5 protein-coding genes are annotated in these 18347 nt (G+C 67.1%); all 5 read left to right on the forward strand.

Features of this window, described 5'->3' with window-relative positions; genetic code table 11:
* The first annotated feature begins 898 nt into the window (after positions 1 to 898).
* Genes PPRO_RS15405 through PPRO_RS15425 form a run of 5 tightly spaced genes read left to right on the forward strand, consistent with a single transcriptional unit; the run spans position 899 to position 18346 of the window.
* The gene (locus PPRO_RS15405; protein ID WP_198138290.1) at positions 899 to 2533 is read left to right on the forward strand and encodes a PfaD family polyunsaturated fatty acid/polyketide biosynthesis protein; all 1635 of its coding nucleotides are present in this window, start codon (positions 899 to 901) and stop codon (positions 2531 to 2533) included.
* On the forward strand, positions 2514 to 9407 hold the full coding sequence (locus PPRO_RS15410; protein ID WP_041532367.1) for a type I polyketide synthase: 6894 nt from the start codon (positions 2514 to 2516) through the stop codon (positions 9405 to 9407). The genes PPRO_RS15405 and PPRO_RS15410 overlap by 20 nt, the downstream gene beginning before the upstream one ends.
* Position 9408: 1 nt before the next feature.
* Positions 9409 to 16419: a type I polyketide synthase gene (locus PPRO_RS15415; RefSeq protein ID WP_011736928.1), complete on the forward strand. Its 7011-nt coding sequence runs from the start codon at positions 9409 to 9411 to the stop codon at positions 16417 to 16419.
* A complete protein-coding gene (locus PPRO_RS15420; protein WP_011736929.1) occupies positions 16419 to 17462 on the forward strand; it encodes a 3-oxoacyl-ACP synthase III in 1044 nt (347 codons plus the stop codon). Before PPRO_RS15415 ends, PPRO_RS15420 begins: the two co-directional genes overlap by 1 nt.
* Positions 17456 to 18346, forward strand: coding sequence for an alpha/beta fold hydrolase (locus PPRO_RS15425; protein WP_011736930.1), 891 nt, complete (start codon positions 17456 to 17458; stop codon positions 18344 to 18346). Before PPRO_RS15420 ends, PPRO_RS15425 begins: the two co-directional genes overlap by 7 nt.
* Position 18347 lies beyond the last annotated feature (1 nt).

An 18347-nucleotide genomic window follows, 5' to 3' on the forward strand; every position in this document is an offset into this window, starting at 1 on the left:
CCGAGATTATCCCGTCGAGCTTGTGTGAACCGGCGTGGAATATTGACCCCCAATAGGCGTCCAAGCCTGACCCACCCTCCAGTAAATCAGTCGGAATGGCAGATAGTTGAAGGTACATGCGGGTCACGGTTCGGCGCCGATGGTGGGTCAATTTTCAAAGCTGATTGACATCTACCAGGGGTATCTGCACACTTATGATGGTTTTTATACGGCGTCTTCCATGCTGCGCCGCTTTCCGTGGGATGGCTCGCGGAACCGGGCAAACTGGTCTATCTATAATGCTTTTTTCCGGAAAGGGGGCATTGCAACCCGTGACCGTCAGCAACTTATCGCCATGCCGACACCCGAACCGGAATTTGCCGCCATCCCCCCCCCTGCTTCCACAAAAAGCGGAATGGCGGGAATTGGTGATGTCGGCAACCGCGACACGATAGACAGCCTGTCACACGGCCCGAGAGATTGTTTGTATGGGCCACCCGAGAGGCAGCAGAACAGCAGGGTACATCAACGCTCCTTCCGTGAAGATCGCTGTTCTCCGGAGAAGCGACCTTTTGGGTATGCGTCCCGCACCGGACCGATATCAACCCACCTCCACCGCAGATCCATCCTCCGCTCATCATCGACACGCCTCTCCGCTCCCCCTCCGCCCCCATCCCGGCACGCGGTTGCCGCAGAGACTTTTCTTGTATTATCCGGTTTTTTGGGATAAATAAGGAATTTACGTTTGATCCGGGGCTGAGGCTAGCGTCGAACGTCCTGACGCGAAAAAACGACAAGGAAACAGCGGACCGGGCACATCGGTCACCCCCCAAAAGCCGCCGTATCCGTTGCAGTTCATTGCACCATTCAAAGAGGAGACTCCCGTTCGATGTCGTATCAGTCACCGGGTACCACCACAATGGAACACCCCCTTCTGGGGTGGTGTCGGCCAGACGCCGCCCCCTGCTCCGGAACAGACCTGGCCGATGGCCTTCGCCGCCTTCACCGGCCGCTCTTCATCGCCGCCCAGGACGATTCCCTGACCCCCCTCTCCAGGCCACGGCTGCTGGCGGACAGTGAGCCACCACCGAGCGGCGCCCTGCCGCTGGTCGGCTTCTCCCCCCCATGTCCCCCTGAAAACCTGGGCGATCCCTCCTTCTGCGGGGAACTGGGAATCCGCTACCCCTACCTAGGCGGTTCCATGGCCAAGGGGATCAGTTCGGTGGCCATGGCGCTGGCCCTGGGCAGGGCAGGCATGCTCGGCTTCTTCGGCGCCGCGGGCCTGACCATCTCCCAGGTGGAAGAGGCCGTCAACCAGCTCACGTCCAGCAAGGTTCCCTTCGGCTGCAACCTGATCCATTCGCCCCACGACCCGGAACTGGAGCAGACCCTGGTTCAGCTCTACCTGGAGCGGAACGTGCGGCTGATGGAGGCATCGGCCTTCATGAAGCTGACCCTGCCGCTGGTGCGCTACCGCCTGGCCGGCATCCGCCGTAATGACGACGGCAGCATCCACACCCCCAACCGGATCATCGCCAAGGTCTCCCGAGAGGAGTTGGCGGCACGGTTCTTCGCCCCGCCACCCGAGGCGTTTCTTCACGAGCTGGTGGCGGACAAAGAGATCACCCACGAACAGGCGGAACTGGCTGCCCATATCCCCATGGCCCAGGAGATCACCGCCGAGGCCGATTCCGGCGGGCACACCGACAACCGGCCAGCCAACGCCCTCTTCCCCACCATCGCATCCCTGGCGGCCCGCATGCAGGCCGAGCACAACTATGACCTGAGGCTGCGCGTCGGCCTGGGGGGAGGCATCTCCACACCTGCCGCGGCTGCGGCGGCCTTTGTCATGGGCGCGGCCTACGTCATGACCGGCTCGGTCAACCAGGCATGCCGGGAGTCGGGAACCTCGGACGAGGTGCGCGCCATGCTGGCCGAAACCCGCCAGGCAGACGTGACCATGGCCCCCTCGGCCGACATGTTCGAGATGGGGGTCAACGTGCAGGTACTCAAGCGCGGCACCATGTTCCCCATGCGCGCCCAGAAGCTGTACGAGATCTACCGCGCCTGGCCGAGCCTGGAGCAGATCCCGACTCTCGAGCGTGAAAAGCTGGAAAAGACCATCTTCCAGGCGCCGCTGGAGCAGATCTGGAAGATCACCCGCGACTACTTTCTTAAGCGCGCGCCGCAGCAGGTCAGCCGCGCCGAGCAGGACCCCAAACACCGCATGGCACTGGTCTTCCGCTGGTACCTGGGACAGGCGGCCCACTGGGCCAAGGATGGCGACAGATCGCGCAGGATCGACTACCAGATCTGGTGCGGCCCGGCCATGGGCGCCTTCAACGAATGGGTCGCCGACTCCTTCCTGGAGCCCCCGGCCAACCGCGACGTGGTAACGGTCGGCCTGAACATCCTCTTCGGCGCAGCGCTCATGACCCGCGCCAGCGTACTGCGCTGCCAGGGGCTCCCCATCCCCCGGGAAGCCCTGACCACGAAACCGCTCGAACTCGCACATATCAAGGAGTATCTATCAGGTGAAAACGCTCGATCCTAAACCGTCATCCTCCACCAACTCGGTACCACTGGCCATCATCGGCATCGGCTGTCTCTTCCCCCAGGCGGATGACATGCACGCCTACTGGTCCAACATAACGGAGGGGGTCGACTCCATCACCGATATTCCGCCCAGCCACTGGAAGGTTGCCGATTATTTCCATCAGGATCCCAAAAGCCCGGATCGCACCTACGGCCAGCGGGGCGGCTTTCTCTCAGCCATCGACTTCAACCCCATGGAGTTCAACATCCCCCCCAACGTGCTGGAGGCCATCGACACCTCCCAGCTGCTGGGGCTGGTGGCTGCCGGCCAGGCGTTGAAGGACGCCGGCTACGGAGCTGAGCGGGAGTACGACCGGAGCCGGGCCAGCGTGATCCTGGGAGTAACCGGCACCCTGGAGTTGGTGATCCCGCTGGGCGCCCGTCTGGGCCACCCGGTCTGGAAGCGGGCACTCAGGGAGGCCGGGGTGGAGCAGGACGTTGCCGACGACGTGGTGCAGCGCATCTCCGACGCCTACGTCCCCTGGCAGGAGAACTCCTTCCCCGGGCTTCTGGGCAACGTGGTGGCCGGCAGGATCAGCAAGCAGTACGACCTGCACGGCACCAACTGCGTGGTGGACGCGGCCTGCGCCAGCTCCTTCGGCGCACTGCACCTGGCGGCCATGGAGCTTGCCACCGGCAAGTCGGACATGGTCGTCACCGGCGGCATCGACACCTTCAACGACATCTTCATGTACATGTGCTTCAGCAAGACCCCGGCGCTCTCCCCCAGCGGCAACGCCAAACCGTTCGACGCATCGGCGGACGGCACCATCCTGGGCGAGGGACTGGGGATCGTGGTCATCAAGCGCCTGGCTGACGCGGAACGGGACAACGACCGGATTTACGCGGTGATCCGCGGCATCGGTTCCTCCAGCGACGGCAAGGGGGACGCCATCTACGCCCCCAGCGCGGTCGGACAGAAGCGGGCGCTCTTGGACGCCTACCAACGCGCCGACGTCGCCCCGGAAAGCATCGGCCTGGTGGAGACCCACGGCACCGGCACCAAGGTGGGCGACGTGGTGGAGGTCAACGCCCTGCGCGAGGTGTACGGAGAGGCTGAAACCCCCTGGTGTGCCTTAAGCTCGGTCAAAGCCCAGATCGGCCATGCCAAGGCCGCCGCCGGCGCCGCCGGCCTGATCAAGGCCGCCCTGGCACTGCACCACAAGGTGCTCCCCCCCACCATCAAGGTCACAAACCCGCTCCGGGAAGTGACCGGCGGGGCAACCCCCTTCTACCTGACAACGGAGAAACGTCCCTGGCTCCCCCGCGGAGAAGCGCCACGTCGCGCCGGCGTCAGCGCCTTCGGCTTCGGCGGTTCCAATTTCCACCTGGTGCTGGAAGAGTATCGCTCACGCAAGGAGGCGGTGGAGTGGAACGGGAATGTCCAGATCATCTCCTTCTCCGCTGCCGATACGGCTGAACTTGAACGGGCACTGGACGGCGTTCCGGCGAACGGTCCGTGGAGCGAGCTGAGACAGGTGGCAGCCGCCAGCCGGGCCTCCTTCGACCCCGCGGCCCCCTGCCGCCTGGCGCTGGTGCTGGAACGGGACCAGACCAAGCCGGCAACGCTGGTTGCCAACGCCAGGACCATGCTGGCCAGAAAGCCTGACTCGTCTTGGAGCACCCCGGACGGCGCCTTCTTCGCCCGGGGCGAAAAGCCGGGCAGCCTGGCCATGCTCTTCCCCGGCCAGGGGGCCCAGTATACCGGCATGCTCAGGGACCTGGTCTGCCGCTTTCCCCAGGCCCTGGAGACCCTGGCCCAGGCCGACGAAGGCTTTGCCTCCCCGGACGGGAGACTGCTCTCCGACCTGATCTACCCCCCCAGCGCTTTTGACAACGACAGCAGGCAGAACCAGAATGAGCAGCTGCGGGCAACCCAGGCGGCCCAGCCCGCCATCGGTGCGGTCAGCCTGGCTGCCCTGAAGGTTCTGGAATCGTTCAATGTTCTCCCCGAGGCTGTGGCCGGCCACAGCTACGGCGAACTGACCGCCCTCTGCGCCGCCGGCAGCTACGACGAGACGGTATTCCACGAACTGTCCCGCCTGCGCGGCAGCCTGATGGCAGCGGGAAGCGGCGACCGGGGGAGCATGCTGGCGGTTCAGGCCCCCCTGGCAACGGTGGAGAGCGTCATCGCCGAGTCGGGCCTGGACCTGGTGATCGCCAACCGCAACGCCCCGCTGCAGGCGGTCCTGTCCGGCAGCAGCGCGGAAATCCAGCGGGCGCTGGCGATCTTTAGCGAAAAGAGCATCAACGCCACCCAACTCCCGGTTGCGGCAGCCTTTCACAGCAGCCTGGTGGCCGACGCCGCCGTCCCCTTCCTGGAAGCCCTTGAGTCCCGGGAATTCAGGGGTCCCCGCATCCCGGTTTTTGCCAACAGCAGCGCAACCGAGTACCCGTCCGATCCCTCCCAGGCGAAATCCCTGCTGGCGCACCAGCTGGCCAGGCCGGTGGAGTTTGTGGCCCAGATCGAGGCAATGTACGCCGCCGGTACACGCACCTTCCTGGAGGTGGGCCCCGGCGCCCGCCTGACCGGCCTGGTTTCGGCCATCCTGGGCACAAACGAGCATGTGGCCATGGCCATGGACGCATCGGCTGGAGCGCGCTCCGGCATGGCCGACCTGGCCCGTTCCCTGGCCCGCCTGGCGGTGCTGGGGCACGGGGTAAACCTGTCCGCCTGGGATGGCGACTACCAGCCTCCCCTGGCAACCACCAAGAAGCCGGCCATGACCGTGCCGATCTGCGGCGCCAACTACGTCAAACCGAAGCCCCAGCGCCCCGCCGCCAACCGGCCGACCCCGGCCCCGACACCAGTTCCGGCTCCGGCGGCAGCGGCGCCTGCTCCGGCCGTGTCACCCCAACCGGTTCCCGCGACCTCCGGCTCCCCGGTCACCGTTCCCCAGTCAGCGGCAAGCCATTCCCGCGACGCCCTGCTGGAGTCGCTTCGCATCACCAGGGAGGGGATGTCCGTACTGCAGAAGATGCAGGAAGAAACCGCCCAGTTGCACCGCCGTTTCCTGGAGGGACAGGAGACCGCAAGCCGCACCATCCAGACCCTGCTGGAACAGCAGCAGCATATCCTGCAGGGGGGAGCGGGGTATCCCGCTCCCCGTTCCCTGCCGGTCACTGCGGCCGCACTCCCGCAACCGGAACCCAGTGCGCCGCCCAGCGTCACCACCCGCCTTGCCACGCAAACGCCTGCGGCTGCAGTCGTCACACCCGTGGTCACGGCATCATCCCCCTCCGGCGACACCGTCACCCGCACCCTGATGGCCGTCATAAGCGAGAAGACCGGCTATCCGGTGGAGATGCTGGAGCCGGACATGGGCATGGATTCAGACCTGGGCATCGACTCCATAAAACGGGTCGAGATACTCTCCAGCCTTCAGGAACAGCTTCCCGGAGCACCCGCCATCGGGCCGGAGCATCTGGCTACCCTGAGGACCCTGGGCGAGATCGCGGCGCACCTCTCAAAGGGAGCGGCTCCCACGGCAGTCACCGGCCAAGGCGCAACACCCCAGGCCAAGGTTCCGTCCCTGGAGAACGTCACCCGCACCCTGATGGCCGTCATCAGTGAGAAAACCGGCTATCCGGTGGAGATGCTGGAGCCGGACATGGGCATGGATTCAGACCTGGGCATCGACTCCATAAAACGGGTGGAGATACTCTCAGCGCTCCAGGAGCAGCTCCCCGGAGCACCCGCCATCGGGCCGGAGCATCTGGCGACCCTGAGGACCCTGGGCGAGATCGCGGCGCACCTCTCAAAGGGAGCGGCTCCCACGACAGTCACCGGCCAGGGCGCAGCACCCCAGGCCAAGGTTCCGTCGGCAGCCCTCTCCCTGGAGAACGTCACCCGCACCCTGCTGGCCGTCATCAGCGAGAAGACCGGCTATCCGGTGGAGATGCTTGAGCCGGACATGGGCATGGATTCAGACCTGGGCATCGACTCCATAAAACGGGTGGAGATACTCTCCAGCCTTCAGGAACAGCTTCCCGGAGCACCCGCCATCGGGCCGGAGCATCTGGCTACCCTGAGGACCCTGGGCGAGATCGCGGCGCACCTCTCAAAGGGAGCGGCTCCCACTACAGTCACCGGCCAGGGCGCAGCGCCCCAGGCCAACGCTCCGTCGGCAGCCCTCTCCCTGGAGAACGTCACCCACACCCTGCTGGCCGTCATCAGCGAGAAAACCGGCTATCCGGTGGAGATGCTGGAACCGGACATGGGCATGGATTCAGACCTGGGCATCGACTCCATAAAACGGGTCGAGATACTCTCAGCGCTCCAGGAGCAGCTCCCCGGAGCACCCGCCATCGGGCCGGAGCATCTGGCTACCCTGAGGACCCTGGGCGAGATCGCGGCGCACCTGGCAAAAGCAGCGGCACCGGCAACGGCGGCCGTCCAACCGGAACAATCAGCCGCGCCGGCGATGCAGCGCAAAGCGGAGCCTGTTCGCACCGCCCAGCCGGTCAACCGCAGCAGCATCGTACCGGTGGCGCTGGGCAACCCGAGCGAACCGCTGGAACTGGCTGACGGCGAGCTGTGGATTAGCGACGACGGCTCCTCCCTGTCCAGCGGGCTGCGCGACCTGCTGGCAGCAGGCGGCCGCACGGTGCGCCTGTTGTCCCTGGAAGAGGCTCGGGAGGCAGCGCCCACCGCAGACCTGGCCGGTCTGGTCATCATCGCCCCGGCCAATGGTTCCGATGACGACTTTCTCCAGCAGGCCTTCCTGCTGCTGAAGAGCGCCGCCTCCCCCCTGCGCCGGGCCGGCGCCACCGGCGGCGCCCTGTTCGCCACCATCTCCCGCCTGGACGGCTGCTTCGGCTGTGGGGCGGGAAGCGAACTTGCGGACCCCCTCTCCGGGGGGTTGGCCGGACTGGCAAAGACCGCCGGCCACGAGTGGTCCGACGTGACCTGCAGGGCCATCGACCTGGGCAGCTTCCCCGACGGCAACGCCGCCCTGGGCGCCCTGGCCAGGGAGTTGCTGCACACGGGACCGGTGGAGGTGGGACTCTCACCCTCGGGCCGCATTGCCCTGGAAATGGCCGACCTTCCCGGCCTGGAAACGCCTTCCACGCCCCCCCTCGGCGAGGGTGAGGTGGTGGTGATCACCGGAGGGGGACGAGGGGTGACAACCGAGGCGACAGTCGCCCTGGCACGGGCCTACCGGCCACTGCTGGTCCTTCTGGGCAGGAGCAGGCTGGTGACCGACGAACCGTCCTGGCTGGCCCCCCTGACCGAGGAGAGCGCCATCAAACGGGCCATCCTGGAACATGCCACGGAAAAGCTGCACCCCAAGGCCATCGAGGAACAGTACCGGGCCCTGAAGGCGGGGCGCGAGCTGCGGGCAACACTGGCGCGGGTGGAGGCGGCAGGCGGCAAGGCGATCTACTGCTCCGTGGACATCCGCGACAGCCAGGCGGTGGCCGAACTGCTGCAGCGGATCCGCAATGACCACGGCCCGATCCGGGGCATCATCCACGGCGCCGGCGTCCTGGCCGACCGCCTGATCGCGGACAAGACCCTGGAGCAGTTCGCCATGGTCTACGGAACCAAGGTGGGTGGGCTGCGCTCGCTGCTGGACGCCACCAGCATGGACGACCTGCGTTTCATCGCCCTCTTCTCCTCCACCACCGGACGCTTCGGCCGTTCCGGCCAGGTGGACTACGCCGTGGCAAACGAGGTGCTCAACAAGCTGGCCCAGGCCGAGGCGCGCCGCCGCCCGGACTGCCGCTGCGTCAGCATCAACTGGGGTCCCTGGGACGGCGGCATGGTCACCCCGGCCCTGAAAAAGGTCTTTGCCGGCGAGGGGATCGGCCTGATCGGTCTCGACGAGGGGGGAGAGTTGCTGATCCGCGAGATCGCGGCAGCGGACGCCCCGGTGGAGGTGGTCGCCATGGCCATCACCACCAACGAGGCGCTGAAGGCTCCCCGGCCAGCCGCGTCAAAGCAGCTCAGCGAGACCTTTTCCCTGAACCTCAGCGTGGATGCTTACCCCTTCCTGCGCTCCCACGTCATGGACGGCAGGGCGGTGCTCCCCATGGCGGTGATCGTTGAATGGCTCTCCCACGGGGCGCTGCACGACAACCCCGGCTTCCGCTTCCACGGCTTCAACGACCTGCGCATCTGCAAGGGGGTCATATTCGAGCACACTACCCCCTACAGCGTGCGGATCATGGCCGGAAAGGCAGAGAAGCGTGATTCGCTCTACAATGTAACGGTGGAACTGGTCGGCTCGGGATCCGAGGGACGCCCCGTCCTGCATGCCCGGGGTGAAATCGTGCTGGCCAGGAAGCTCCCCGAGGGAATCCGCTCCATCCCCGATCCCCCCGCCGCCCCCTATGCGCCCCCGGGCGACCGGATCTACGACCCGCAGCGGCTGTTCCACGGACCGGACCTGCAGGGCATCGAAGAGGTGGAGAGCTGCTGCGAGCGGGGGATCTCGGCCCTGGTGAAGGCCGCCCCCCAGCCTGCCAGCTGGATCAGGAGCCCTTTCCGCAGCGACTGGATCAGCGACCCGCTCTCCCTGGACAGCGCCTTCCAGCTGATGATCCTGTGGAGTTTTGAACGCTTCGGCGCCGGCTCGCTCCCCTGCTTCGCGGGACGCTTCCGCCAGTACCACGACAGCTTCCCCCGCGACGGTGTCCAGGTGGTCATCCGGGTCACCGCGGAACGGGAGCATGGCGCAACGGCCGACATGGAGTTTCTGGAGCGCGGCAGCGGAAAGCTGGTGGCACGCCTGGAGGGATACGAGTGCGTCATCGACCCCTCCCTTGCCCAGGCATTCCAGCGCAACAAACTGTCCCGGGCGGGCCAGGACGCACTGAGAGCCGCCTGAGATGCACCAGTCATCATCTGTCGCGATCGTAGGGATCGGAGGTATCTTTCCCGATGCACCGGATCTTGCCCGCTTCTGGGACAACATCCGCCTGGCCAGGAGCGCTAGCCGGGTTGTTCCCGAGGGACGCTGGCGCCTCGGGGTGGAGACGGCCTATCACCCCGAGGTGGGGAGGGTCGACCATGTCTACTCCCGCCACGGCTGCTTCATCCAGGAGATCCCCTCCCTTGCCGGCCTGAGCGGCCTTGCGCCCGGCTTCCAGTTGCCGGACGGCCTGGACCCGCTCTTCCACCTGCTGATCCACGCCGGCACGCGGGCCTTTGACGACGGCATCACCGAACCGCTGGACCGCTCCCGCATCGGCGTCATCATCGGCAACCTGGCCCTGCCCAGCGAGACCTCGGCGCTTATCTCCCGTCAGTGGCTGGGGAGGAGTTTCCAGGAGAAGCTGCTGGGACACGCCCCGCAAGCTTCCGCCGTCAACCCGATCAATCGCTACGTCGCCGGTCTGCCGGCAGGGATGCTGGCCCAGGCCCTCGGCCTGGGCGGCACGAGCTGCGCCCTGGACGCGGCCTGCGCCTCCTCGCTCTACGCCATCAAGCTCGCCTGCGACGAGCTGCTCTCCGGCCGCACCGACGCCATGCTCTCCGGCGGCCTCTCCCGCCCCGACCCGCTCTACACCCAGATGGGCTTCTCCCAGTTGCGCGCCCTGTCGAGGCGCGGTATCTGCTCCCCCTTCGACGCCTCGGGCGACGGCCTGGTGGTGGGCGAAGGGGCCGGCATCTTCCTGCTCAAGCGGACCGAGGATGCCCTGGCCCATGGCGACCGAATCTACGGCATCATCCGGGGCATCGGTCTCTCCAACGACGTGGGAGGCAGCCTTCTGGCCCCCCTCTCCGAGGGACAGGTGCGCGCCATGCGCAACGCCTACGCCAGGGCGGGCTGGGACCCGTCCGACGTCGACCTGATCGAATGCCACGCCACCGGAACCCAGGTGGGGGACGCCACCGAGGTGGCCAGCCTGCGGGAGCTGTGGGGCGCCAGCCGTCCCGAGGGGAGAACCTGCGTCATCGGCTCCATCAAATCCAACATCGGCCACCTGCTCACCGCCGCCGGCGCCGCGGCCCTGACCAAGGTACTCCTGGCCATGACCGAGGAACAGCTCCCCCCCACCGCCAACTTCAGTTCCCCCCAGCCGGGCATGGACCTGGACAACAGCCCCTTCCGGGTGCTGACCGAGGGTATCCCCTGGGAGCGTCGCGGCAAGGGCATCCCCCGCAGGGCCGCGGTGAGCGCCTTCGGCTTTGGCGGCATCAACGCCCATCTACTGGTGGAGGAATGGCTTCCGGAAAGCGGGCGAACCCGGCCGGGCAAACACGACCAGAAACCCAAACCGCACCCCGGCGTGGCGGTGGTCGGCATGGATGCCCGCTTCGGACCCTGGCAATCGCTGCGTGCGTTCCAGGAGCGGGTGCTGGGAGGCGGGCCCCACACAACCCCCACACCCCCCACCAGATGGTGGGGAGCCCAGGAGAGCGCCTGGTACCAGGAAGAGGGGCTGCAGCAAACCCCCTTCAACGGCTTCTACCTGGACGAGGTGGCCGTGGCCGCGGAGCAGTTCCGCATTCCTCCCCGCGAGATCGAGGAGATGCTGCCCCAGCAGATCCTGATGCTCACCTCAGCCGCGGCCGCCATGGCCGACGCCGGCCTGGACCGGGAGGGAAACCTGAGGGCCGGTGTATTTGTCGGCATCAGCCTTGACCTGAACAGCACCAATTTCAGCTTCCGCTGGTCCCTGGCAGAACGGGCGAAGGAGTGGGCCAGGGAGTTGGGACGCCAGATGTCGGCCGAGGAGCTGGCCAGCTGGATTAACCAGCTGCGCGATGACGCCTCCCCCCCCCTGACCGCCAACCGTACCATGGGCGCCCTGGGGAACATCGTGGCCAGCAGGATCGCCCGCGAATTCCGGGTGGGAGGCCCCAGCTTCGCCCTGGCAGGGGAGGAGAATTCCGGCATCCGCTCCCTGGAAACAGCCGCGCGCATGCTCCAGTCCGGCGAAATCGACCGTGCCCTGGTGGGGGCGGTGGACCTGGCCGGCGACCTGCGCGCCGTGCTGGGACGCCATGACCAACGGCCGTTCTCCACATCCGGCCGGGCTCTCCCCTTCGACCAGCGGGCCGACGGTTCCCTGGCGGGAGAGGGGGCGGCCAGCGTGGTGCTCAAGCGCCTGGACGACGCCGAGCGCGACGGGGACCGGATCTACGCCGTCATCCGCGGCATCGGCAGCTCCAGCGGCGAAACCACCACCTCCAGCCGGGAAGAGGGCTACTGCCGGGCCCTGGAACGGGCCTACAGCGACGCAGGCGTCAACCCAGTCACTGTCTCCTACCTGGAGGCCCATGCCAGCGGCCTGCCCGCCGAGGACCGCATGGAGGCGGCCGCCCTGGCGAGCTTCTTCGGCACCAGTCCCACGGACGACACCCCTCCCCGACGGGAGCGTTCCTGCGCCGTCTCCAGCGTCGCCGCCGACATCGGCCAGAGCGGCGCTGCCTCGGGCCTGGCCTCCCTGGTGCGTGGCTGCCTGGCCCTCTACCAGGAAATCATCCCCCCCTGTCGCGGCGTGGAGACGCCCTGCCACGAGCTTTCCTCCCCTGGGCCGCTGTATATCCCCCGCGCCCCGCGCTATTGGCTGCGCAACCGGGGCGAGGGGCCGCGGCGGGCCGGGGTCAGCGTGTTCAGTACGGATGGCGGATGCAGCCATGTTGTCCTGGAGGGATGGGACAACCAGCCGCAGCGCTTCGAAGCGGAACGCATGGCGCCGCTGGGTCCGGGATCGGAATTTCTCTTCACCCTCTGCGGCGACAATCCGGCCGACCTGACCCGCGGGCTCGGCCTGCTGCGCCAGCGCGCGGCCCATGCAGCGGATGACGGCCTGGGGACCCTGGCCCGAGAATGGTACGACCGCGCAGTGACGCACGACAGCGAGGCAAAAGCGCGCCCCCGCGCCCTGGCCCTGGTTGCCCGCACCCGGGACGAGCTCATGGCGCTGATCGACCGGGGGGAGGAGCTGCTGGCCTCGGGATGTTCCACCGCCGAACTGCTGGCCCACCCTGCCCTGCACGACCGGCTGTTCTACTCCCCCGCCCCCTTGGGACTGGAGGGAAAGCTGGCCTTCGTCTTCCCCGGCTCCGGCAACCACTACCCGGGCATGGGCATGGAACTTTCCTGCCACTGGCCAGGAATCCTGCGCAGCCAGGACGAGAACAACCTCTACCTGCGCAGCCAGTTCCAGCCGGAACGGTTCTGGAACGGCGCTCCTTCGGCCGAGATAGATAACGACCACCGGGCGGTACTCTTCGGCCAGGTGGCCATCGGCTGCATCGCCAGCGACCTGGTGCGCGGCTTCGGCGTGGAACCGCAGGCGGCCATCGGCTACAGCCTGGGCGAATCGGCGGCCCTATTTGCCCTGGGCGCCTGGCACGACCGGGACGGCATGCTGACCCGCATGCACAACTCCACCCTCTTCACCCGCGATCTGGCCGGGGAATGCCGGGCAGCGCAACGCGCCTGGGGGCTGGCCGAGGGGACCGAAGTGCAGTGGAGCATCGGCATGGTGGCCGCCTCTGCAACGGAGGTTACCCGTGCGCTGGAGGGAACGGCGCGGGTCTACCTGCTGATCGTCAACACCCCGGATGAATGCGTGATCGGCGGAGACAGCGACGAGGTCAGCCAGGTGGTGGAACGGATCAAGCGCCCCTTCTTCCCCCTGCGGGGGGTGACCACGGCTCACTGCGGCGTGGCCAGGGAGGTGGCCGGACCCTACCGGCAGCTGCACCTCTTCCCCACCACCCCGCCAGCGGGAATCCGTTTCTACAGCGGCGCCAGGAACGCTGCCTACGAGCTCAACCGTGAGAGCGCGGCAGACTCGATCCTTGCCCAGGCGGTGGAGGGGATCAACTTCCCGGCCACCATCCAGCAGGCCTATGACGACGGGGTGCGACTATTCCTGGAGATGGGTCCGGGCAGTTCCTGCAGCCGGATGATCGGCCGCATCCTGGAGGAGCGTCCCCACCTGGCCAGGCCCATCTGCCACCAGGGGCAGGACCAGCTCTCCGGACTTTTGCGCCTGCTGGCCCAGCTGACGGCGGAGCGGGTTCCCCTGGACCTCTCCCCGCTCTTCCCCGCGCCCGCGGTTACCCTGGCGGAGAAAGCAAAGGGGACCATGGTTCGCGTCCCCTGCGGCGGGCTGCCGTTCCAGCCCTCCCTCCCGCCGCGCCGCAGCCGGCCGGCACTGAAACAGGACCCGCCACCGTCCGAGGCGTCCGTTCCCCGTGAAGGGGGAGGAGCTCAACCGGCATCCCTACCCTTCTCCAGAGAAGAGAGGCGCGCCCATAGCTCCCCTCATGACCTGGGCACCTCCCTGCACGGTCAGGTGATCAACGACTTCGCTGCCTCCCAGCAGGCGCAGATCAGGGCCCACGAGGCATACCTCAAGGTCTCCGAAAACCTGACCGGCGGCATGCTCCAGGCCCTGCGGCTCCAGGCGGCCCTGACCCAGGCCCTGGGGGATGACCTGCCTCCGGTTCTCCCCCCCCTTGCCGGGGAAGAAGCCGGTGCTGTTACGGCGGCAAGCACGCCCCCCCGCCCCGCGCCACCCAGAACCTGCGTCTTCGACCGCGACATGTGCCTGGAGTTCGCCACGGGAAGCGTGGGACGTATGCTGGGGCCGGATTTCGCCGAACTGGACCGTCTCCCCACCCGGGTGCGCCTGCCTGATGAACCGCTGATGCTGGTGGACCGCATCGTCGTCCTGGAGGGGGAACCGCGCTCCATGACCAGCGGCCGGGTGGTCACCGAGCACGACATCCTGGCCAACGCCTGGTACCTGGACGGCGGCCGCATACCCACCTGCATCGCCGTGGAGGCCGGCCAGGCCGACCTGTTCCTCTCCGGCTACCTGGGAATCGACTTCATCACCCGCGGCCTTGCGGTGTATCGCCTGCTGGACGCGGTGGTCACCTTCCACCGCCCGCTGCCGGTGGCGGGGGAGACCATCCGCTACGACATCCGCATCGAGCGTTTCTTCCGCCAGGGGGACACCTACCTGTTCCGCTTCCGCTTCGACGCAACGGTGGGGGGCAAACCGCTCCTGACCATGCGGGACGGCAGCGCCGGCTTCTTCACCAGCCAGGAGCTGGAGGCGGGCCGAGGGATCGTACGCCCTGCCGTGGATCCGCGCCCCACAAAGGGGCTCCTACCGGACAACTGGCGAGACCTGGTTCCTCTGGAGCGGGAGGGGTACGACGGGGACCAGCTGGACCGCCTGCGCCGGGGGGACCTGGCCGGCTGCTTCGGGCCATCCTTCTCCCGGCTGGGCCTGAACCATCCCCTGACCATCCCGGGGGGCGCCATGCGCCTGGTGCACCGGGTGCGGGAGATCGACCCCAGCGGCGGACGCTACGGCCTGGGCCAGATCATTGCCGAGGCCGACATCCACCCGGACGACTGGTTCATCACCTGCCACTTCGTGGATGACCGGGTCATGCCCGGAACCCTGATGTACGAATGCTGCATGCACACCCTGCGCATCCTGCTGCTGCGCAGGGGATGGGTGGCCGAAACCGGCAGGGCAACCTGGGAGCCGCTCCCCGGCGTGGACAGCCGTCTGCGCTGCCGGGGCCAGGTCCTGGAGAGCACCAAAGTCGTCACCTACGAGGTGGCCATCCGCCAGCTGGGCTACGGCCCGGAGCCGTTCGCCATCGCCGATGCCCTGATGTACGCCGACGGAAAGCCGATCGTGGAGATCGGCGACATGTCGGTGCGCCTGTCAGGCACCGGCCGGGAAGAACTGGAGGCGCTGTGGCGGGGTGGGCATGGAGCGGTAGAGACGCATTGCAATGCGTCTCTACAAAAGCCGGCCATCTACACCAAGCAGCAGATCCTTGCCTACAGCAACGGCAACCCCTCCGAGGGGTTCGGCGAGCCGTACCGCGTCTTTGACAGCCAGCGCAGGATCGCCCGCCTCCCCGGCCCCCCCTTCCAGTTCATGGACCGGATCACCGCCGTGCAGGGGGAGCCGTGGCGCATGGTTGCCGGCCCGTGGGCCGAGGCCCAGTACGACATTCCAGGCGATGCCTGGTACTTCGCCGCCGAGCGCCAGGGGCGCATGCCTTTCGCGGTGCTGCTGGAGGCGGCCCTGCAGCCCTGCGGCTGGCTGGCAGCCTACGTTGGCTCGGCCCTGACCTCGCCCAGCGACATTTCCTTCCGCAACCTTGGGGGGAATGCGGTGCGGCACCGCGATGTCACACCGGACAGCGGTACCCTGACCATGACCGCCAGCCTGACCAAGGTGGCCACCAGCGGCGGCATGATCATCCAGGAGTACGACTTCGCCGTTGCCGACCAAGAGGGGATGGTCTACGAGGGGGAGACCATGTTCGGCTTCTTCTCCCGTGAGGCGCTGGCCTCCCAGGTGGGTATCCGCGACGCCACCCCCTACCTCCCCACGGCGGAAGAGATTGCACGGGGCCGCGCACTCTCCTACCCTACAGAGCCACCTTATCCAGAGAAACAGCTCCGCATGATCGACCGCATCGAGCTGTTCGTGGCCGACGGCGGCCCTGCCGGGCTGGGCTACCTGCGGGGGGTCAAGGAGGTTGACCCTGAGGAGTGGTTCTTCACGGCCCACTTCTACCAGGACCCGGTCACCCCCGGATCACTGGGGCTGGAGTCGTTCCTGCAACTGGTAAAGTTCGCCGCCGTGGAGCGCTGGGGATGGGGGCAGGACTCCGTTCTGAGCCCCGCGGCCACCGGCCAGCGCCATCGCTGGCTCTACCGGGGCCAGGTCGTCCCCACAAACAGCACGGTAACGGTGGAGGCCTGGATCACGTCCTGTGACGACGACCAGCGCCTGCTTGTGGCCGACGGCATGCTCTCCGTGGACGGCCGCCCCATCTACCAGATGAACGATTTCACCCTGCGCATGGAGCGCCCCTTTTTGGAGAAGCAGTAATGAAATACCGCGCAGTTACCCTGGAATCATTTGGCTATCAACTAGCGCCGGTGGTGGTCTCCACCAGCGACCTGGAGGCGCGCCTGGAGCCGCTCTACCGGCAATTACGCATCGCGCCGGGACAGCTGCAGGCCATGACCGGCATCCGCGAGCGACGCTGGTGGGAACCGGGCTATCCCCTCTCCCAGGGGGCCATCGCCGCCGCCCGCAAGGCGCTGGCAGCCAGCGCCGTCCCGGTTGACCAGATCGGCGCCCTGATCTACGCCGGCGTCTGCCGAGAACAGTTCGAGCCGGCCACCGCCTGTCGCGTGGCCCACGGCTTGGGCATCGGCGGCCAGGCAGCTGTGTTCGACATCTCCAACGCCTGTCTGGGCGTCCTGAACGGCATGCTGGATCTGGCCAACCGCATCGAGTTGGGGCAGATCAGGGCCGGCATGGTGGTCTCCTGCGAAAGCGCGCGGGAGATAAACGAGATCATGATCGAGCGCATGCTGAAAGAACGGCGCATGGAGCATTTCGCCTCATCCCTGGCCACCCTGACCGGCGGCTCGGGCGCGGTGGCGGTGCTGCTGACCGACGGCTCCTTCTCCGGCGCGCAGCGGCGCAAATTGCTGGGCGGAGTCTGCCTGTCCGCGCCGGAGCACCACCAGTTCTGCCTGTGGGGCATGGCGCCCGACGGCAGGGGCGGCTACCAGCAGGTCATGTCCACCGACGGGGTCAACGTCATGAACCACGGGGTGGAACTGGGTAAACGCACCTGGAACGCCTTCCTCCCCCACCTGGGGTGGAGCGCGGAGCAGGTGGACCAGGTGATCTGCCACCAGGTCGGCTCGGCCCACCAGAACGCCATCCTGAAAACCCTGGGCATATCCGCCGACCAGGACTTCACCACCTACGAATACCTGGGCAACATGGGCACGGTCTCCCTGCCGCTGACCGCTGCCCTGGCGGCCGAGCGGGACATTCTGCTCACCGGCGACCGGGTGGCTCTGCTGGGCATCGGCAGCGGCCTCAACTGCCTGATGCTGGGAGTGGAATGGTGAGCGATCCCCTGAAGCGGCACTACCCCTTTCAGAGCCACCATCTGGACCTGGACGGCCTGGCCTACCACTACCTGGACGAGGGGAGCGGTCCAGCGGTGGTCATGCTCCACGGCAACCCCTCCTGGTCGTTCTACTACCGCAACCTGGTCAGGGAGCTTTCCGCCAGCTACCGCTGCATCGTTCCGGACCACATCGGCTGCGGCCTTTCCGACAAGCCGGGTGACGAGCGCTACGACTACACCCTGGCCCGGCGGGTGCAGGACCTTGAGCGGCTGCTGGACCACCTGGCCATCAGGGACAACATCACCCTGGTGGTTCACGACTGGGGCGGCATGATCGGCATGGCCTACGCAGTGGCCCACCCCAGGGCCATCCGACGGCTGGTGGTGATGAACACTGCCGCCTTCCAGCTCCCCCCGGGGAAACCATTCCCCCTGGCGCTCAGGATCTGCCGCGACACCCGCCTGGGGAGCCTGCTGGTGCGCGGGTTCAACGCCTTCAGCCTGGCCGCCTCCTTCGTGGGCTGCAAACGAAATCCCCTGTCCCGAGAGCTGCGCCGGCTCTACCGCCTCCCCTACGGCTCCTGGAACGACCGCATCGCCACCCTGCGCTTCGTCCAGGACATTCCGCTCAAGCCCGGGGACCGCGGCTTTGATCTGGTGAACAGTGTTGACCGGGGGCTGGACCAGTTCCGCGACCTGCCGCTGCTCTTGGTCTGGGGCGAGCGGGACTTTGTCTTCGACCGCCACTTCCTGGCCGAATGGCGGCGCCGTTTTCCGCAGGCAGAGGTCCACAGCTATGCCGATGCCGGCCACTACATCCTGGAGGACATGAAGGACGAGGTGGTGCCGATCATCTCCGCGTTCCTCAAACGGACGGAGTGAC

It is taken from the genome of Pelobacter propionicus DSM 2379 (genome assembly GCF_000015045.1).
Taxonomy (GTDB): domain Bacteria; phylum Desulfobacterota; class Desulfuromonadia; order Geobacterales; family Pseudopelobacteraceae; genus Pseudopelobacter; species Pseudopelobacter propionicus.